The 16,086-nt window shown below is 71.9% G+C and carries 15 protein-coding genes and 1 tRNA gene; 8 read left to right on the top strand and 8 right to left on the bottom strand.

Annotated features, from left to right (window positions below; all coding sequences use genetic code 11):
* Nucleotides 1–90: 90 nt before the first annotated feature.
* From B0E54_RS11505 to B0E54_RS11520, 4 genes are all read left to right on the top strand, one after another.
* Nucleotides 91–573 (top strand): MSMEG_6728 family protein, encoded by a 483-nt coding sequence (locus B0E54_RS11505; RefSeq protein ID WP_234583353.1) that lies wholly within the window; start codon nucleotides 91–93, stop codon nucleotides 571–573.
* Nucleotides 574–603: 30 nt separating this feature from the next.
* The gene (locus tag B0E54_RS11510; protein WP_234583354.1) at nucleotides 604–2,157 is read left to right on the top strand and encodes an FAD-dependent oxidoreductase; all 1,554 of its coding nucleotides are present in this window, start codon (nucleotides 604–606) and stop codon (nucleotides 2,155–2,157) included.
* A gap of 66 nt (nucleotides 2,158–2,223) precedes the next feature.
* Complete coding sequence (locus B0E54_RS11515) at nucleotides 2,224–3,480, top strand: hypothetical protein (RefSeq protein ID WP_234583355.1); 1,257 nt, start codon at nucleotides 2,224–2,226, stop codon at nucleotides 3,478–3,480.
* 215 nt (nucleotides 3,481–3,695) lie between these two features.
* Nucleotides 3,696–4,139, top strand: coding sequence for an HNH endonuclease (locus B0E54_RS11520; protein WP_234583356.1), 444 nt, complete (start codon nucleotides 3,696–3,698; stop codon nucleotides 4,137–4,139).
* A gap of 67 nt (nucleotides 4,140–4,206) precedes the next feature.
* Here B0E54_RS11520 and B0E54_RS11525 read toward each other — a convergent pair whose 3' ends face one another.
* From B0E54_RS11525 to B0E54_RS11535, 3 genes are all read right to left on the bottom strand, one after another.
* Nucleotides 4,207–5,733, bottom strand: coding sequence for a serine/threonine-protein kinase (locus tag B0E54_RS11525; protein ID WP_234583357.1), 1,527 nt, complete (start codon nucleotides 5,731–5,733; stop codon nucleotides 4,207–4,209).
* A gap of 332 nt (nucleotides 5,734–6,065) precedes the next feature.
* Nucleotides 6,066–6,839 carry an enoyl-CoA hydratase/isomerase family protein gene (locus B0E54_RS11530; protein WP_234583407.1) on the bottom strand — a complete coding sequence of 258 codons (774 nt, stop codon included), beginning with the start codon at nucleotides 6,837–6,839 and terminating at the stop codon, nucleotides 6,066–6,068.
* Nucleotides 6,840–6,978: 139 nt separating this feature from the next.
* Nucleotides 6,979–9,366: a M4 family metallopeptidase gene (locus B0E54_RS11535; protein ID WP_234583358.1), complete on the bottom strand. Its 2,388-nt coding sequence runs from the start codon at nucleotides 9,364–9,366 to the stop codon at nucleotides 6,979–6,981.
* A 150-nt stretch (nucleotides 9,367–9,516) separates the two neighbouring features.
* Here B0E54_RS11535 and B0E54_RS11540 point away from each other — a divergent pair, with 150 nt between their 5' ends.
* Entirely contained in the window at nucleotides 9,517–10,110 is a 594-nt protein-coding gene (locus B0E54_RS11540; RefSeq protein ID WP_234583359.1) for a protealysin inhibitor emfourin, read from the top strand.
* An 8-nt stretch (nucleotides 10,111–10,118) separates the two neighbouring features.
* On the opposite strand, the gene B0E54_RS11545 is transcribed toward B0E54_RS11540, so the two are convergent.
* The 4 genes from B0E54_RS11545 to B0E54_RS11560 form a co-directional block, all read right to left on the bottom strand.
* Nucleotides 10,119–10,769, bottom strand: coding sequence for a histidine phosphatase family protein (locus B0E54_RS11545; protein WP_234583360.1), 651 nt, complete (start codon nucleotides 10,767–10,769; stop codon nucleotides 10,119–10,121).
* A gap of 66 nt (nucleotides 10,770–10,835) precedes the next feature.
* Nucleotides 10,836–11,255, bottom strand: coding sequence for a VOC family protein (locus B0E54_RS11550; RefSeq protein WP_030327852.1), 420 nt, complete (start codon nucleotides 11,253–11,255; stop codon nucleotides 10,836–10,838).
* Between the two features lie 34 nt (nucleotides 11,256–11,289).
* Nucleotides 11,290–11,691: a helix-turn-helix domain-containing protein gene (locus B0E54_RS11555; protein ID WP_234583361.1), complete on the bottom strand. Its 402-nt coding sequence runs from the start codon at nucleotides 11,689–11,691 to the stop codon at nucleotides 11,290–11,292.
* A complete protein-coding gene (locus tag B0E54_RS11560) occupies nucleotides 11,688–12,746 on the bottom strand; it encodes a hypothetical protein (protein ID WP_234583362.1) in 1,059 nt (352 codons plus the stop codon). Before B0E54_RS11560 ends, B0E54_RS11555 begins: the two co-directional genes overlap by 4 nt.
* A gap of 111 nt (nucleotides 12,747–12,857) precedes the next feature.
* On the opposite strand from B0E54_RS11560, the gene B0E54_RS11565 reads away from it, so the two are divergent.
* Nucleotides 12,858–13,127 (top strand): hypothetical protein, encoded by a 270-nt coding sequence (locus B0E54_RS11565; protein WP_234583363.1) that lies wholly within the window; start codon nucleotides 12,858–12,860, stop codon nucleotides 13,125–13,127.
* 675 nt (nucleotides 13,128–13,802) lie between these two features.
* Here B0E54_RS11565 and B0E54_RS11570 read toward each other — a convergent pair.
* A tRNA-Thr gene (locus B0E54_RS11570) sits at nucleotides 13,803–13,879 on the bottom strand.
* Nucleotides 13,880–14,221: 342 nt separating this feature from the next.
* On the opposite strand from B0E54_RS11570, the gene B0E54_RS11575 reads away from it, so the two are divergent.
* Both B0E54_RS11575 and B0E54_RS11580 read left to right on the top strand, forming a co-directional pair.
* Nucleotides 14,222–15,313, top strand: a complete 1,092-nt coding sequence (locus B0E54_RS11575; RefSeq protein ID WP_234583364.1) for an ABC transporter ATP-binding protein — start codon at nucleotides 14,222–14,224, stop codon at nucleotides 15,311–15,313.
* 170 nt (nucleotides 15,314–15,483) lie between these two features.
* Complete coding sequence (locus B0E54_RS11580; RefSeq protein ID WP_234583365.1) at nucleotides 15,484–16,071, top strand: hypothetical protein; 588 nt, start codon at nucleotides 15,484–15,486, stop codon at nucleotides 16,069–16,071.
* Nucleotides 16,072–16,086 lie beyond the last annotated feature (15 nt).

Raw genomic sequence — 16,086 nt, forward strand, 5'->3', positions numbered from 1 at the left:
GCACGACCACACTGGGCGACCCCGCCCGGATCATCCCGGCCACGCACGGAGACCAGGCATGTCGACAGGGGCGGCGGGTAGAGCAGCGGGATGCAGACCTTCCTGCCGTACCCGGATTTTCTGGCCAGCGCCCGCGCGCTGGACCAGAAGCGGCTGGGCAAGCAGCGGGTGGAGGCCATCCAGGTGCTGCGCGGGCTCACCTGGCCGGGGTACGGGTGGCGCAACCATCCGGCGGTGAAGATGTGGGCCGGGTACGAGGAGGCGCTCACCCGCTACGGGCTGGACATGTGTGCCGTCTGGACCGAGCCGGGACGCGCCGACACCTGCGCCACCACGCTTACCGTCGACCTCGCCGCAGCCTGCGGGGCCGGCGTCGTACGCACGCAGGACGAGCTGGCCCGCGCCGGTGACGTGCCGCCCTGGCTGGGCCGCGACGACCTGCACCTGAGCCACCGCTCGTCGCTGCTGCGCAAGGACCCGACGCACTACCGCCCGATCTTCGGCGCCGACACCCCCGACGACCTGGAGTACGTCTGGCCCGCGTCCGACCGCGAGCGCCGCTGCCTGCCGTAGGGGAGACTGGGCCCGAAGAGGGAGGTGCGCGTGGCGCTGTCGCGTGTGGTGGGTCGGCTCATCGGCGTACGTCAGCACCAGGTGGACCCGGGCGGAGGTGGCGCCGACCGCGTGCCGCGACCGGTCGCGGCGGTGGTTGTCGGCGGCGGGATCGCCGGCATGTCGGCGGCGGTCGTGCTCGCCGAGCGGGGTGTTGCGGTGACGGTGCTGGAGGCGGCGCCCACGCTGGGCGGGCGGCTCGGCGCGTGGCCCGAGGCGCTCGGCGACGGCGAGCAGCAGAACGAGCACGGGTTCCACGCGTTCTTCCGGCAGTACTACAACTGGCGCTCCATCCTTCGTCGGGTCGATCCCGACCTGGGCTTCCTCAAGCCGATTCCGGGTTACCCGATCCTCAGTTCACAGTGGCCGACCGAGGAGTTCGGCAGGCTGCCGCCCGCGCCGCCGGCGAACCTGCTGGCGCTGCTGCTGCGCAGTCCCAGTCTGCGCTTGGCCGACCTGCGGTCGATGGACCGGGACGCGGCGTTGCCGCTGCTCACCTACGACCCGGTCCGCACCTACGCGGAGTTGGACGACACCACCGCCGACGAGCTGCTGGCCTCGCTGCGGCTGCCGGACCGGGCGCGGGCGATGCTGTTCGAGGTCTTCTCGCACTCGTTCTTCAACCACGAGGCGGAGATGTCGGCGGCGGAGATGGTCGCCCAGTTCCACTTCTACCTGCTCGGCAATCCGGAGGGGCTGGCCTTCGACTGCCCCGACGAGGACTACGCGACGGCGATCTGGCAGCCGCTGACGAGGCACGTGGAGAAGCACGGCGGCCGGGTGGTCACCGGCTCCGGCGCCACGGGGGTGCACCGCGACGGCGAGGGTTGGCGGGTGACGACCACCGACGGTGGCAGCCACCCGGCGGCCCACGTGGTGCTCGCGGTGGATCCGCCGGCCCTGGCCGCGCTGGTGGCGGCCTCCCCCGACCTGGTCGGGCGGGCACCGGAGCTGGCGGCGCGGATGCCCCGCTTCGGCACGCCCGGCCCGCCGTACGCGGTGGCGCGGTACTGGTGCGACGGGGACGTGGCGGCCGAGCGGGCCGTGTTCAGTGGGGTGTCGCGTCAGCCCACACTGGACTCGGTGACGCTCTATCACCGGCTGGAGAACGAGTCGCGCCGTTGGGCGCGGCAGACCGGCGGTTCGGTCGTCGAGCTGCACGCGTACGCCTGTGCGCCCGGTGTGCCGGCCGAGGAGCTGGCCGAGCGGATGCGCCGCGAGCTGGTGACGCTCTGGCCGGAGGCGGCTGACCTGCGGGTCCGGGAGCTGCGCGCCCGGGTGGAGGCGCAGGCGCCGGCGTTCACGCCGGGCAGCCACGCCTGGCGGCCGGGGGTGCGCACCGAGGCGTCCGGCGTCTATCTGGCCGGTGACGGTATCGCCACGGACTTCCCGAGCGCCCTGATGGAGCGGTCCGCGGCCACCGGGATCATCGCGGCCAACCACATCCTGCGCGCCGAGGGCGCCGCAGCCGAGCCGGTGCGCTCGATCCGGCCCCGGGGCCTGCTGGCCGGGCGGAGCACCCCAAACCGACAAAAACCAACATAAGCGACGCTACGCTGCCGTACGCTCGAATGATCATCCGTCGATCGGCCGGGCGGGAGGGCAGCAGCGATGTCACCACTGCACCGCGCCGGCCCGGCGGACGTCCGGCCGGCCGACGAGACCATCCGGGACGACGCGTACCCGATGCTCCGCGACGAACGCGCCTGCGTCGTCATCGCGCTGCGGCTGGGCTGGTGGATGGCCGACGCGTACCACCACGGGCAGCACGCCGAACCCGGCCCGACCGTCCCGGCCCACCCACCGGCCAAGCTCTCCAACCTGACCGAGATGTCACTCCCGCGCCGGATGCGGATGTACCTCGACGGCGTGGACGTTGCGCTGGCCCAGATCTCGGCGCTCACCCGGCACACCGGGCCGCTGCCGGACACGTCCGCCGCCCGGACCCGGCTGCCCGACCTGGACCGGCTGCCCGAGGCGGAACAGCCCGACACCGCCGACACCGAACCGCTGCTGCTCGCCCTCGACGACCTCAACGTGGACGTGCTGCGCTGGGCGATGGCCACCAACCTCCGGGTCGGGCTCGCGTACCGGCTGGGCCGGTCCCTGGCCGACACGGTCCGGCCCGGTGACGCCGCCCAACTGCTGCGCCGCTTCGACGGCCGGCAGATCCAGATCAGCCGGTGGCTGGACGAGTTGGCCAGCGTGCTGCCGCCGTACTCCGCCGCTGTGGTGCGCCGCTCGCTGGCAGCCTGGGCAGTCGCCGTGGAACGGGCCGGCCGGGGCGATCCGGCCGAACCCGAGCCGGCCGAGCTGAGCCGCGAACTACGCAACCAGGGTGACCTCTGGCGCGGCGTACTCACCGGCGGCCTGCACCCGCGCGACCTGCTCGACGAGGAGGACTACGCGGTGGTCGCCCGGAACCTGATCATCCGGGACCGGCGACTGGTGGCCCAGGCCGCCCGGGGCATCTTCTGGCCGGCGCTGGTGCCCCTGCTGGTGGTGCTCTTCGCGGTGGTCGGGGTGAGCGCCGCCGCCGCGGCCGGTTCGCCGACCACGCGGGCCACCGTCGCTCTGCTCGGGCTGGGCGCCGGGCTGGCCGCCATCTGGCGTTCCGTCTCCGGTCCCGCGCTGGCTGTCGCGGGGGAGGTCAACCGGCCGCTGCTGGACAGCGAACTCACCGCGCGGATGGCCCTGCGGCTGGACCGGCCCCTGGCCAACGCCCGTCGCGCGGCAGGGGTCACTCCCCCGACCCGGCGCGCTCCACGGACCCGGCGCGCTCCTCGGACCCGCCGTCAGCGTCGTCCCGCGGAGCCGGGCGGTCCATCGAAATACGTTGCCCCGCTCTCGGGTGCCGACCTACCGTGATCGCGCAAGGTCAACCACCGCCGCGGGAGCCGATCATGACGATGTCGCACGTCACCACCGTGCTGTCGTCGACGCTGCCCGGCGACGGTTGGCGAGCGGAAGGCCCCCGGACGGGCCGGCCCGACTGACGCGTTCCCGTACGCGCCGAGCCGCCCCGTCCGAACGCCGGACCGGGCGGCTCTTCGCTGTCCGTCACCAGCTGAAAGGAGTCCCCGGTGGACGCCGTCCTCGTCATCAACGCCGACCTCGGCCCGTTGCACCGGGTCACCGTTCAGCACGCCGTCCGGATGCTCTGCCGCCGGGTGGCCGAGATCCACGAGGCGGAGCCGGACCAGGTGATCGGCGTCTTCCCGCTGCCCCGGGTGGTGCGACTGGTCCGCTACGTGGTCACCCGGTGGCGGTTCAACTCCGGGCCGGCGTGGTCCCGGGCCGGGGTGCTCCGCCGCGACGAGCGCTGCTGCGCGTACTGCGGCGGGGTCGCGTCGACCATCGACCACATCCTGCCGCGCTCACGGGGCGGCCGGAACACCTGGCGAAACACCACCGCCGCCTGCTACGGCTGCAATCAGCGCAAGGGCGACCGCACCCCGGCGGAGGCGGGCATGCCGCTGCGCCGGGAGCCGGTGAACCCCGGCTGGGCGTCGCTGGCGGGGCGGTGACCGACCGGCCGGCGGGAACGGGGGGCCGCGTCGGGGTACGCCCCGGCGCGGCACCCGTCGGCCCCGGTCAGAGAGCCCGTTCCTTGACCTTCGGCACCGGACGGCCGCTCGCGCAGTGCGCACGGATCTCGCTGCTGTGCTCGGTCGACGTCAGCTCGACCTGGACCTGCTTCGCCGGACCCGGGTCGTAGGGCTCCGCTCGAAAGCCCGACGCGGGCGTCACCGTGACAATTTCGGCAGATCCCCCGAGGCAGCGGACGGTGACCGTCCCGCCCTGGGCCTGCACCGGGACCAGCACCGGGTCGGTGGGCGTCGGCGTCGGTGTGGGCGTGGGCGTCGGTGTGGGCGGGGTCGGCGCCGGCGCCGGCGTGGACGGTCCGTCCGAACCCGTCGCTGAGCTGGCCCGGGGGACGGCCGGCGTCTTCCGGGCCGACGGGCCGGCGGACGGACGGGTCTCGGACGGTTCGGGCTGTTCGACGGTCTGCGGCAGCCCCACAGTGGTGGTGCCACCCGAGCCGATGCCGGTTCGTGGCACGGTCCCGTCGTGCTGCCGGGTGGCGTAGTCGCCCAGCGAGCCGGCCACCGCCACCGCGGCGATCACCGCGCTGCCGACCGCCAGCACCACCCGATGCCGACGCCAGAACTGTCGCCGGGAAGCACAGGTCGGGTCGGCGGTGACCCCGGCGGGGGGCTCGGGCACGTCGTCGACCGGCGCACCCCCGATGGCCGCCGAACCGACCCCGGACGCTCCGCCCGGGGCTGGGGCCACATCCGCCGTCGCCGGCCCGGCGGCAGCTCCGAGCAGGATGCGGGCCGCATCGGCGGCCGAGGGCCGGTCGGCGGGATCGCGGGCCAGGCACCAGCGGTAGAGCCGGTGGATCTCGGCGGGGACTCCGTCGATCTCGGGCAACGGGTCCGGCTCGACGTGGACGTGGGCGCGGAGCATCGCGGTCTGCGCCTCGGGGGCCCAGGGCAGCCGACCGGTGAGCGTCCGGTGCAGGAGCAGGCCGAGGGCGTACACGTCGCAGGCCGGCAGGACCTCGCCGGCCGCCAGCCGCTCCGGGGCGAGGTAGGCCGGCGTACCGAGCAGCCGACCATCGAAGTCGATCTCGGGGTCGCCGACGGCCGCCGCGATACCGAAGTCGAGCACCTTCGCGCCGGTGGGGGTGAGCATCACGTTGCTCGGTTTCACGTCGCGGTGCACCAGCTCCTGGGCGTGCGCGGCCTCAAGGGCCGAGGCCACCTCCGCGCAGACCCGCAGCGCGGCGCGGGGTGGCAGCGGACCGGCCGCCAACCGTTGTTCGAGGGTGACGCCGTTGAGCAGTTCCAGCACCACGAACGGCACCTGGACGCCGTCGACGACCGACTCACCGAAGTCGTAGACGCTTGTGACGTACGGGTGTGACAACCGGGCTGCCGCCTTGGCCTCGGCCCGGATCCGCTGTCGGGCGTTGGCGTCCGAGCCGACGAGCACCTTCACCGCCACGTCCCGTTCGAGCACCTCGTCGTACGCCCGATGGACCGCGGACATGCCGCCGCTGCCGAGGCGCTCCAGGAGCCGGTAGCGGCCCGCAAGCAACCGATCACGTTGCACGACCGACAGCCTGCCGTACCGCACCGGCCCGGCACCACCCGGGATCGAGGTTTCGCAATGAATGGAACTCCGGCCGAGGCATGGCCGACCCGGCGCGCGGGGTCCGCGGATACCTATGCACGCCCTTTGCTCTGCTTCAGCGGAGGCGACACTCACGGGCCGTGAGTGTCGCCTCCGCTGAAGCAGAGCAAAGGGAAGAGAGGGGGTGCTACCGGGCCGAGCCGGCACCGGGATCCAGCGCGGCGGGCGGGCCTACCTCAGCGATGCCTCGGCCGACGGCGACGGCGACGGCGACGACGGCGGCGGCGACGACGGCGCTCAGGCGACCAGTCTCAACGCTCTGTCGGCGCGCGCCAGGCGAAGCGGGGCGTCCTGCGCTCGGCGATGGCCGCGACGCCTTCGCGGGCCTCGCCGCTGTCCGCCACCTTCCGGTGCCACCAGGCGATCCGTGCCGGTCCGGCCCGGTCGTCGACGATCTCCTTGGCGGCGGCGACGCTCAGCGGCGATCGCTGGGCGATCGTGGCGGTGAGGTCGTCCACCCGTGCGGCGAGGCGGTCGCCGGGCAGCACCTCGTCGACGAGGCCGATCCGCAGGGCACGGTCGGCGTCGATCAGCTCGGCGGTGAACAGCAGGTGCTTCGCCGCCGACGGGCCGACCAGCCGGGCCAGCCGCCGCGTCGTCGGCGCCGGGTAGACCAGCCCGAGCCGGGCCGGCGGTACGCCGAAGCGAGCGTCATCCGAGGCGATCCGCAGGTCACAGGCGACCGCGAGCTGAGCGCCACCCCCGACGCAGGCGCCCCGGATCGCCGCGATGGTCGGCTTGGCGAAGCCGGCCAGCCGCTCCTCGGCGGCCACCGCGATGCTGGTGTCACCGGCGTCCAGCAGCTCGGCCAGGTCACCGAGGTCGGCGCCGGCGCAGAAGGCGTCGCCCGCGCCGGTGAGCACCAGGGCCCGTACGTCGGGGTCGGGCTCCAGCCGGTCGAGCAGTTCGGGGAGCTGCCGCCACATGGCGGCAGTCATCGCGTTGCGACGGGCCGGGTTGTGGATCACCACGGTCGCCACCGGCCCGGTCACCGCGACTGTCAGTTCCGCGTCCGACACGTTCACCCCGAGTTCCATGCTGCAACGAATCTTGGACAGTTTCCGTCCTGAGCTGACGGCAACTGTCCAAGATTGCCAGAAACACGACGGCGCGGACCCGGCGGCCACCGTTGGGGATGGCCGCCGGGCCCGCGTGCCGGTCAGGTCAGGACACGTTGAGAGCGGTGTCGTCGACCACGAAGGACGTCTGCAACGAGGAGTCCTCGACGCCGGTGAACTTCAGGTTGACGGTCTGGCCGGCGTACGCGGCCAGGGAGAAGGACTTCTGGCTGTAGCCGGTGGCCTTGTTCAGGTTGGAGTAGGTCGCCAGCGTGGCCAGCACCGTCCCGCCCGGGTTGAGCACCTGCACGCGCAGCGTGTCGTACGCCGTGCTCGTGGTGGTCTCAGCCGAGTCGATGTGCAGCCAGAAACTGACCGTGTACGACGAGCAGCCGGCCGGGAGGGCCACCGACTGGGCGAGCGTGTCGGTGTGGCTGCTTCCGTACCCGTTCAGCCATGCCTTGTACGACCCGCCGTGGGCCGCCTGGCTGCTGGAGTTGGTGATCACGCCGGAGCTGGTCGTCCAGCCGGTCGAACCGGACTCGAAGCCCGGGTTGGCCAGCTTCTGGCCCGCCGAGGTGCAGCCGCCCCCGGTGCCGTTCACGGTCAGCGTGTAGGTGGCGCTGCGGGTGACCGACCCCGCGCCGTTCACGGTGACCGAGTAGGTGCCGGGCGGGGTGCTCGCCGAGGTGCTGATGGTGAGGGTGGACGAGCCGCCCGAGGTCACCGAGGCGGGGCTGAACGCGGCGCTCGCCCCGCTGGGCAGGCCGGACGCGGAGAACGTCACGGTCTGCGCCGTACCGCTGGTGGTGGCGGTCGACACGGTGGTGGAGGCCGCGCTGCCCGGGTTCACCGAGCCGGCGGTCGGCGACAGCGACACGGAGAAGTCGTTGCCGGTCGAGCAGTTCGAGTCGCTGCCGGCCACGTTCACTGCCGTCCAGGCGGCCTGCACGGCCTTGTACTCGGTGGAGCAGCTGCCGTACAGGTCGGTCGCCGCCCGCAGGCTGTAGGCGCGGGCGGTGTTCGCCGGGTTGCTGGTGTTGACGTACGACGTGTTGGAGGTGAAGTAGACGTCCAGTGCCCGGTACCAGATCTTCTCCGCCTTGGCGCGGCCGATGCCGGTGACCGCCGGAGCGGAACCGCAGACCGGCGAGGTGCCGTACGAGGTGGCGCCGGTGCCCTCGGCGAGGTTGAAGAAGAAGTGGTTGCCGACGCCGGAGGAGTAGTGCACGTCCTTGCTCTTGGTGCTGGTGGACCAGCAGCTGTCGGACGAGCCGTCCAGCGACGGGTTGTACATGTAGCGCAGCGGGGTGCCGTTGCCGTTGATGTTGATCTTCTCGCCGACCTGGTAGTCGCCCGGGTCGCTCGGCGCGGCGGCGTAGAACTCCATCATGTTGCCGAAGATGTCACTGGTGGACTCGTTGAGGCCACCGGCCTCACCGGAGTAGACCAGGCCGGCGAGCGCCTCGGTGACGCCGTGGCTCATCTCGTGCCCGGCCACGTCCAGCGAGACCAGCGGTCGGGCGTTGCTGGAGCCGTCACCGTAGGTCATCTGGGCGCCGTCCCAGAACGCGTTGACGTAGTTGTTGCCGTAGTGCACGCGGCTGGGCACACCGCTGCCGTTGCCGAAGATGCCGTTGCGGCCGTGCACGTTCTTGAAGTAGTCGAAGGTCTTCGCGGCACCGAAGTGCGCGTCCACGGCGGCCGACTGCCGGTTGGAGTTGGCGCCGGTGCCCCACGCGTTGTCGGCGTCGGTGAAGGTGGTGCAGGTGGAGGTGCCGTTGTTCATGTCGCAGGTGCGGCCGTTGCCGCGTACCGGGTCGATCATCTGGTACGTGCTGCCGGAGAGCGTGGTGTCGATGCTCACCGAGCCGGTGTAGATGCCCTGGCCGCTGCCGGTGACCGACTCGATCTCGTCGAACGACCCGACGGTCGCGCCGGAAGTGGCGTCGGTGATCACGTGCAGCCGCGACGGCGTCTGCCCGTCCGGCTGCCAGCCGCTGACCACCGTCTCCCACGCCAGCCGGCCCTTGCCGGAGCTGGCGTCGACGAACAGTTCCGGAGCGCCCACGGTCTCGGCCTTGCCGTTGAACCCGGCGCGGGCCGCCTTCTTCGCCGCGTCCGCGGTGATCCGGGCCGTGGTGGGGACGGTCAGTGGCGCGGCGAGTGCGACCGAACTGCCGGCGTAGGTACCGTTCGGCGCGGTGTGGATGACGAAGTCACCGCCGTACACCCGAAGCCCCTGGTAGGTGCGGGTGTAGCGGGTGTGCGCCGCACCGGAGGCGTCCACCCGGGTGCTGCGCACCTGGTAGGACTCGGCGCTCGAACCCTGGACGGCGCCGGGGTTCGTCCGCAGGACGGTCGCCGCTCGGGCCGCGGCGGAGGCGTCCGGCGCGGGAGCGGTGGGTGGGGCGGCGTGCGCCGCGGTGGCGACGCAGGTCAGCAGGCCGCTGGTGAGCAGCGCTGCGCTGACGGCCGCGAGGGGTCGTTTCACGTGCCCTCCTGAAAGGAGAAAGGGTGTGACGGGGGTAGTCACGCATGTAGATATAGCGATGTGTTGAGGAAAAGAGAAGCCTTGGACCGCTCCCAGACATTGAGACTGGCCGAACGGATGAGGGCCTTGACAAGGGAACCAATGCCGGCAATGACACGTCCGACGGACATGAGACCCGCCTCGACGACCGTCACGATCGCGCTCCTGGCCGCCCTTTTGGCCGGCTGCACCGGCACCGACCGGGCCGGCAGCGCCGCGGACCGACCATCGGCCACCGACACCCCGCCGCCAGTGACCGCGACACCGACAACGCCGGACGGCACCCCGCCGACCGGCACCGTGCCGACCGGGCCCGTGCCGACCGGGCCCGTGCCGCCTGGACCGGGGGCCACCGATGCGGCGGCCGAGCGGGTGACGCTGTTCCGCTCGGGCGGTTTCGCCGGACGCGGCGACAACGTGACAGTCGAGTCGGACGGCCGGTGGACGGTGGTGGACCGGGCCGGCAGCCGTCGTACCGGAAAACTCGACGCCGCCGACCTCGGCCGGCTACGCGGCCTGGCGGCCGACCCCCGACTGACCACCGAGGCCCGCCGCACGGCCACCGCGTCGAGCTGCGCGGACGCGTTCACCTACCGCCTGACCGTCGGCGCCGTCGAGACCGGGTACGTCGACTGCCCCGCCGATCCCGCGCCGCCGCCGGCGACCCGTGCGCTCGTCGAGCTGCTGCTGCGGGTCACCGGCTGACTGGCGGCTCAGACCAGGTAGTCCGGGGGAAGACCGGTGCCGCGCAGCTCCGCCGGCAGGTGCGCCACGTCGTTGACGGCGATCAGGTTCGGCGGCCCCGCCACGCCGTACCGGATGACCGTCAACCCCGCGTTGTGGTGGTTCAAACCCAGCCACCGCCGCGCCGGCGCGTCGAGGGCATGCCGGACCAGCCAGGCGATCAGGAAGGTGTGCGTCACCACCAGTTCACGAACCGGCTCGCCGCCGGCCGCACCCTCGTCGGCAACCGCCGGGCCGGTGAAGCGCCGCACCGCCGCCGCCGTCACCCGCGGCCCGTCGGTCCGCTCGGCCGTCGAGAACCCGGCCAGGAAATTGGCGTACGCCGACGGCAGCCCGGCCGGGTCCGTGTCGTGCGGGAGGTGGTCGCCGGCCAGCTCCGTGGCGTACACCGGAACGCCTGGCAGTGCCGCGGCGACCACCTCGGCGGTCTGCGCGGCCCTGCGCAACGGCCCGTGGTGTACGGCAGCGAACGGTCGGCCCCGCAGCCGCTCACCGAGCAGCGTGGCCTGCCGCCGGCCGCGCTCGGACAGGCCGGAATCCGGCTCGGTCGAGTCCGTGTCGGCATGCCCGGTGAGGTCCTGTTCGGCGTGCCGGGCCAGGTACAGCAACCGCGTTCGCATGCCGTACACCCAAACACACCCGAGGGCGCGGGACTGGCCCGCGCCCTCCGGTTTTGGATCTTGACGTTACGCCCGGGGGAACATCTGGCCGATGCGGATCTTGTTGCCGAACGGGTCCCGGATGCCGAAGTCGATCCCGTACGGGCGTTCGGTCGGCTCGTCGGTGATCTCGACGCCCTTCGCCACGAGATCCTCGTGCGTCTTGCGGGCGTCGTCGGTGGTCATGAAGAGGTACCCACCCAGGGCGCCCTTGGTGAGCAGCTCCCGCACCTGCTCGGCAGTCGCCGGGTCGAGCGCCGGCGGGCCCGGCTTCTCCAGCAGGATCTCGCGCTCCGGGTCACCGGGCAGGTTCACCGTCAACCAGCGCATGAAGCCGAGATCCTGATCGGTGTTGACCTCCATACCGAGCTTGTTGACATAAAAGTCCAGCGCCGCGTCCTGGTCGAGGACGTAGATCTGGGAGCGGCTGATCGCGTTCATCGTCATGCCACGACCGTAGAGGGTGGCCCTGACCTGCTGCTTATCCAAAACTGCTGGGACGCGTCCACGCCTTGGTGAAGCAGGACGGCACGTTGCCCGCCGCCGCGCGGCGACGCCGGAAATCCGTGGGGGACTCCCCCACGATCTGCCGGAACGTCCGACTGAACGTGCCCAGGCTGCCGAAGCCGACGGCGTAGCAGATGTCCGTGACGTCCCGGTCCGTCTCCACCAGCAGCGTCATGGCCCGCTCCACCCGGCGGCGTTGCAGGTAGCGGTGTGGCGTCTCGCCGAACGTGGCCCGGAACGTCCGGATGAAATGCGCCTCGGAGACGTGCGCGATCCGGGCCAACGCGGGGATGTCCAGCGGCTCGGCGTACGACCGGTCCATCGCGTCGCGCGCCCGCAGCATCGCCCGGTTGGACTCCTCCACGGCCCGGCTCACCGCAGGCCGCCCGGCGGAAGGACCGACGTCTGCGCCACGTCCTGGTCGCGCAGCTTGGCGTAGACGACCTCGGACGTGAACCCGCCGATGAACCCGATGGCCAGGACGAAGAAGACCAACTGCCGCGCCGCGTCACCGTCGAGCAGGCCCGGGTTCGTGGCGATCTGCGCCGCGACGAACAGCAGGAAGGCGATGACACCGGCGGCCGAGCCCAACGCCGCCGCCCGCAGCCAGTTGCCACTGCCGTCGTACGCGTTGCGCACGATCGCACCCCACACCGAGGCGAACAGCGGGGCGGCCACGAGGACCGCGACGTTCTGCCAGCCGCCGGCCGGAGCGGCGTACGCCAGCGGGATCGTGGCGAGGGCGAGCAGCAGGAGGACCAGCGCGGTGACCAGGCCCGCCACCGTACGCCGCCCGGCAGCCCGCTCGGCCTCGCCGGAGGCGCGTTCCTGCTCGGCGCGGCGCTGCACCTGGGCGCAGAGCGCGGTGACGATCGGCTCGGCGGCGCCCGGCTGCCACGGCCGGGCGAGCACTGCCACCTCCTCCTCGGTGGCGACGCCGCGCTCGCCGCTGAGGCGCTGCCAGACCTTCTCCGCGCCTCCACCGAACGCGGCGACCGCCGCCACCGGGATGCGCCGGGACAGACCGATGAGCCCGGCGATGAACGTGGAGCGTTCGCCGCCCACCAGCAGCAACGCGTCGGCAGTCAGCAGCGACCGGTAGAAGCTGACCTCCCAGTCGTCGGTCGACTCGGGCACGACCGTGAACAGCTCCGGGTGCCGCTCGGCCTCCGCGAAGCCCACGTCCTGCTGGTAGCGGCCACGGACCAGGATCGACCCGGGCAGCGCCCGGCCGGAGCTGATGTAGCCGCGCACCACGTCCCGTTCCAGGTATTCGGCATCGCCGGAGTACACGACGATGCGACAGCCCTGGTTGGCGAGTGCCGCACCCAGTTCGGCCGCCGCCGCAGGCGCACGCTCCGGGTCGCGTACGGCGGGCGAGTAGGAGCGACCTGCCTGGGCACTACCGGCGATCGCGACGACCGGGCTCATGCGACTCCTCGACGGTCGGTGATACCCGAACTATAGGAGCGGCAGACCATCGATGCCCCTGCCGACGGCACCGCCGGTGACCGTGACGAGCATCTGGCACGATCAACCCGCGTGGACCTGAGCGACCTGCAACTGAACCTGAGACAGCTGCTCAACCAGTGGGACCCGATAGGCGTCGCAGAGACCGCTCCGGACGAGTACGACTGCATGCTCGGCCCGTTGCTGGCGAGGTTGAGAGGCGGCGCGGGCCGGTCCGAGATCAGCGAGTTCCTGTGGCACGAGCTTGAAAACCATTTCGGGCTTGATCCCACCCGTCACGAGGTCGGCTCCGCCGCGGATCGACTCGTCGTCTGGTGGGCCACCGCCAGACCGGCTCCCTAGCGACAGCCCCTTGCGGTGTCCCAGTCAACCGACGCGCGAAGCCGACTTATGGCCCTGAGCACCTCGTCCCGATTGCTGGCAGCCTTGAGCCAGTTCGGCAGCCGCGCCACCAGCGTCATGCCACCCGGCTGCGGGCCCCGCTCGCGCAGTCGTGCACCGACGTATTCCTGCAAGAGGTCGAGGTGAGTACGGTTGAACGCCCAGAGCGTCTTCCCGCCGCGGCACTGGACCGTCAGCCACAACGGCAAGCCGAAAAACGGATCTACCGGACCGCCCCAACACGACTCCCGAGATCCCTGTGGCGACCAGGACGCCGAGTACGCGCACCTCGTGCACGAGAGCCGACGGGGCCACGAGGGCACCCGCTTGTCGGCCGTTGGCCGTGCAGCGTTGATCGCCCGATGCCCGCAACGCGGACAGACGACGTAAATGTCCTCGGCCGCCATCTCGTACAGGCTGACCACAAGGGATCGCGGAAGCGATCCTGCCCCGCACCCTGCCGCTCGTCCACGACACAAACCATGCCGCACGTTGTCCAGCCGGGCGCGACACCCACGTCCCGGGCTGATCTGCCACGACGGTTCTGAGACCCGACATCGCCGGCAGCCCGGGAGGCTCCAATGAGCCCCGTGCCGCAAGCCGGTCGACTGACCACCGGGAAGGCGCTGGTGGAAATGGAGCCCCCGGCCGGGATCGAACCGGCGACATCTCGCTTACAAGGCGAGTGCTCTGGCCAGCTGAGCTACAGGGGCGCGTGCGTCGAGGTCAGCATAGCGACTGACGTCCGGATATCCCGCTCGCGAGGGCTCCCGAGCACGGGAAACGTCAACAACCCGACGCCCCACCGCCTTGAGGAGACGTCGATTGATACCTGCCCGTGCCCGAGTGCCCGGAATGCGTGGGCAATGGATCACTTCCGAGGGCCCCTCACCTTGGCAGCGCGGTGAAAGCCGTTTACGGTGCAGTGACACGGACGACACCACGGCCGCCCCCGCGGCCGACCCGCCGTCCGCTGACCGGCACGGGTACGTGCCGGTCGCTCCTTCACTCGGATCGTCCGGCACGTTCCTGCCGGTGAAAGGAAGCGCACCACCATGGCTACGGTCACCTATTCCAAGGCATCCCGGATCTACCCGGGCACCGAGCGTCCCGCCGTCAACGAGCTGAACCTCGAGATCGGCGACGGCGAGTTCCTCGTTCTCGTCGGCCCCTCCGGTTGTGGCAAGTCCACCAGCCTGCGCATGCTCGCCGGCCTGGAGGACGTCGACGCCGGCTCGATCTACATCGACCAGCGCGACGTCACCCACCTGCCCCCGAAGGCCCGCGACATCGCGATGGTCTTCCAGAACTACGCCCTCTACCCGCACATGACGGTGTACGAGAACATGGCGTTCGCCCTCAAGCTGCGCAAGACCTCCAAGTCGGAGATCGACCGGCGGGTCAAGGAGGCGGCCGGGCTGCTCCAGCTGGAGGAGTTCCTCAGCCGCAAGCCGAAGGCGCTCTCCGGCGGTCAGCGTCAGCGTGTCGCGATGGGCCGGGCGATCGTCCGCGAGCCGCAGGTCTTCCTCATGGACGAGCCGCTGTCGAACCTCGACGCCAAGCTGCGCGTGCAGACCCGTACCCAGATCGCGTCGCTCCAGGCCAAGCTGGGCGTCACCACGGTCTACGTCACGCACGACCAGGTCGAGGCCATGACCATGGGCCACCGGGTCGCCGTGCTGCTCGACGGTGTCCTCCAGCAGGTGGACACCCCGCGGGCGCTGTACGACACCCCGGCCAACGTGTTCGTCGCCGGCTTCATGGGCTCTCCCGCCATGAACATCAAGACCGTTCCGCTGAACGAGCAGGGCGCCGAGTTCGCCGAGCTGCACATCCCGCTGACCCGCGAGCAGGTCGCTGCGGCCCGCGCCGAGGGTGGCGACGGCAAGGTGACCGTGGGCTTCCGCCCGGAGGACTGCGACCTGGTCAGCCCGACCGAGGGCGGCATGCCGGTCGTCGTCGAGCTGGTCGAGGACCTCGGCTCGGACGCCAACGTCTACGGGCACGCCGCGCTGGGCGGCAACTCGGAGCGCTTCGTCGTCCGCACCGACCGGCGCACCATGCCGAACATGGGCGACACCGTGTTCGTCAAGCCGCGCACCGGCCGCAGCCACGTCTTCCACGCCGCCACCGGCGGCCGGATCTGACGTAACGCCGTACCGGAAAGGGGCGGTCCGCTTCGGCGGGCCGCCCCTTTCGTCGTACCCGGGGAGGGTTTCTCACCCCCGGGTGCCAGCACCAATGTGGCTCCGCGGGGTGACTCGGCAGGGCGGGCCGCGCCCGTAGCGTCGCGGCACACCGATCCCGAGGAGACGCCGTGTCCGCCACCGCCACAGTGCACCCGACCATCCGTTCCCGGCCGTACCGGACCGCCCGCCTGGCCGGCCGCAGCCTCGCCTACTGCGCGACGCTGGTGCCGGTCGCCCTGCTCGCGCTGGTGACCGCCCCGCTGGGTGGGGCCGGCGCCGCCGCCGGGCGGTGGCGGACCCTGCGTACCGGACTGCTCGGAGCGCCACCGACGCCCGCAACGGGCCGACGGCCCGGCCCGTTCGCGGTGCTCGGCCACGGGCTGCTCAGTCTGCTGCTCGGCGTCGCGGCGGTCGTGCCGCTCGGCGTCGAGCTGCTGATGGTGCTGCGCGGGGTGCTGTACGGCATCGTCGACCGCGGCCCGTACGACCACTCCTGGGGTGGTCCGACCCGGGCCGGCGCGTGGGTGGCGCACTTCCTCGTCGGCCTGCCGATGGCCGCCGCAGCCCTGCTCGCGTTGATCGGCATCGCCGCCGTGCACCAGCGGCTGACCCGCCGTCTCGACGGGGAGCGCGCCCCGGCGTGGCTGATTCCGGTCACGCTGTTGATCGCGGTGGCCGGGGCGCTGCTCTTCGTCGCCTGGACCCACCAGATCTGACGACGAGGCCCCCTC

Origin of the sequence: Micromonospora sp. MH99 (assembly GCF_021442385.1) — a bacterium.
GTDB lineage: Bacteria > Actinomycetota > Actinomycetes > Mycobacteriales > Micromonosporaceae > Micromonospora.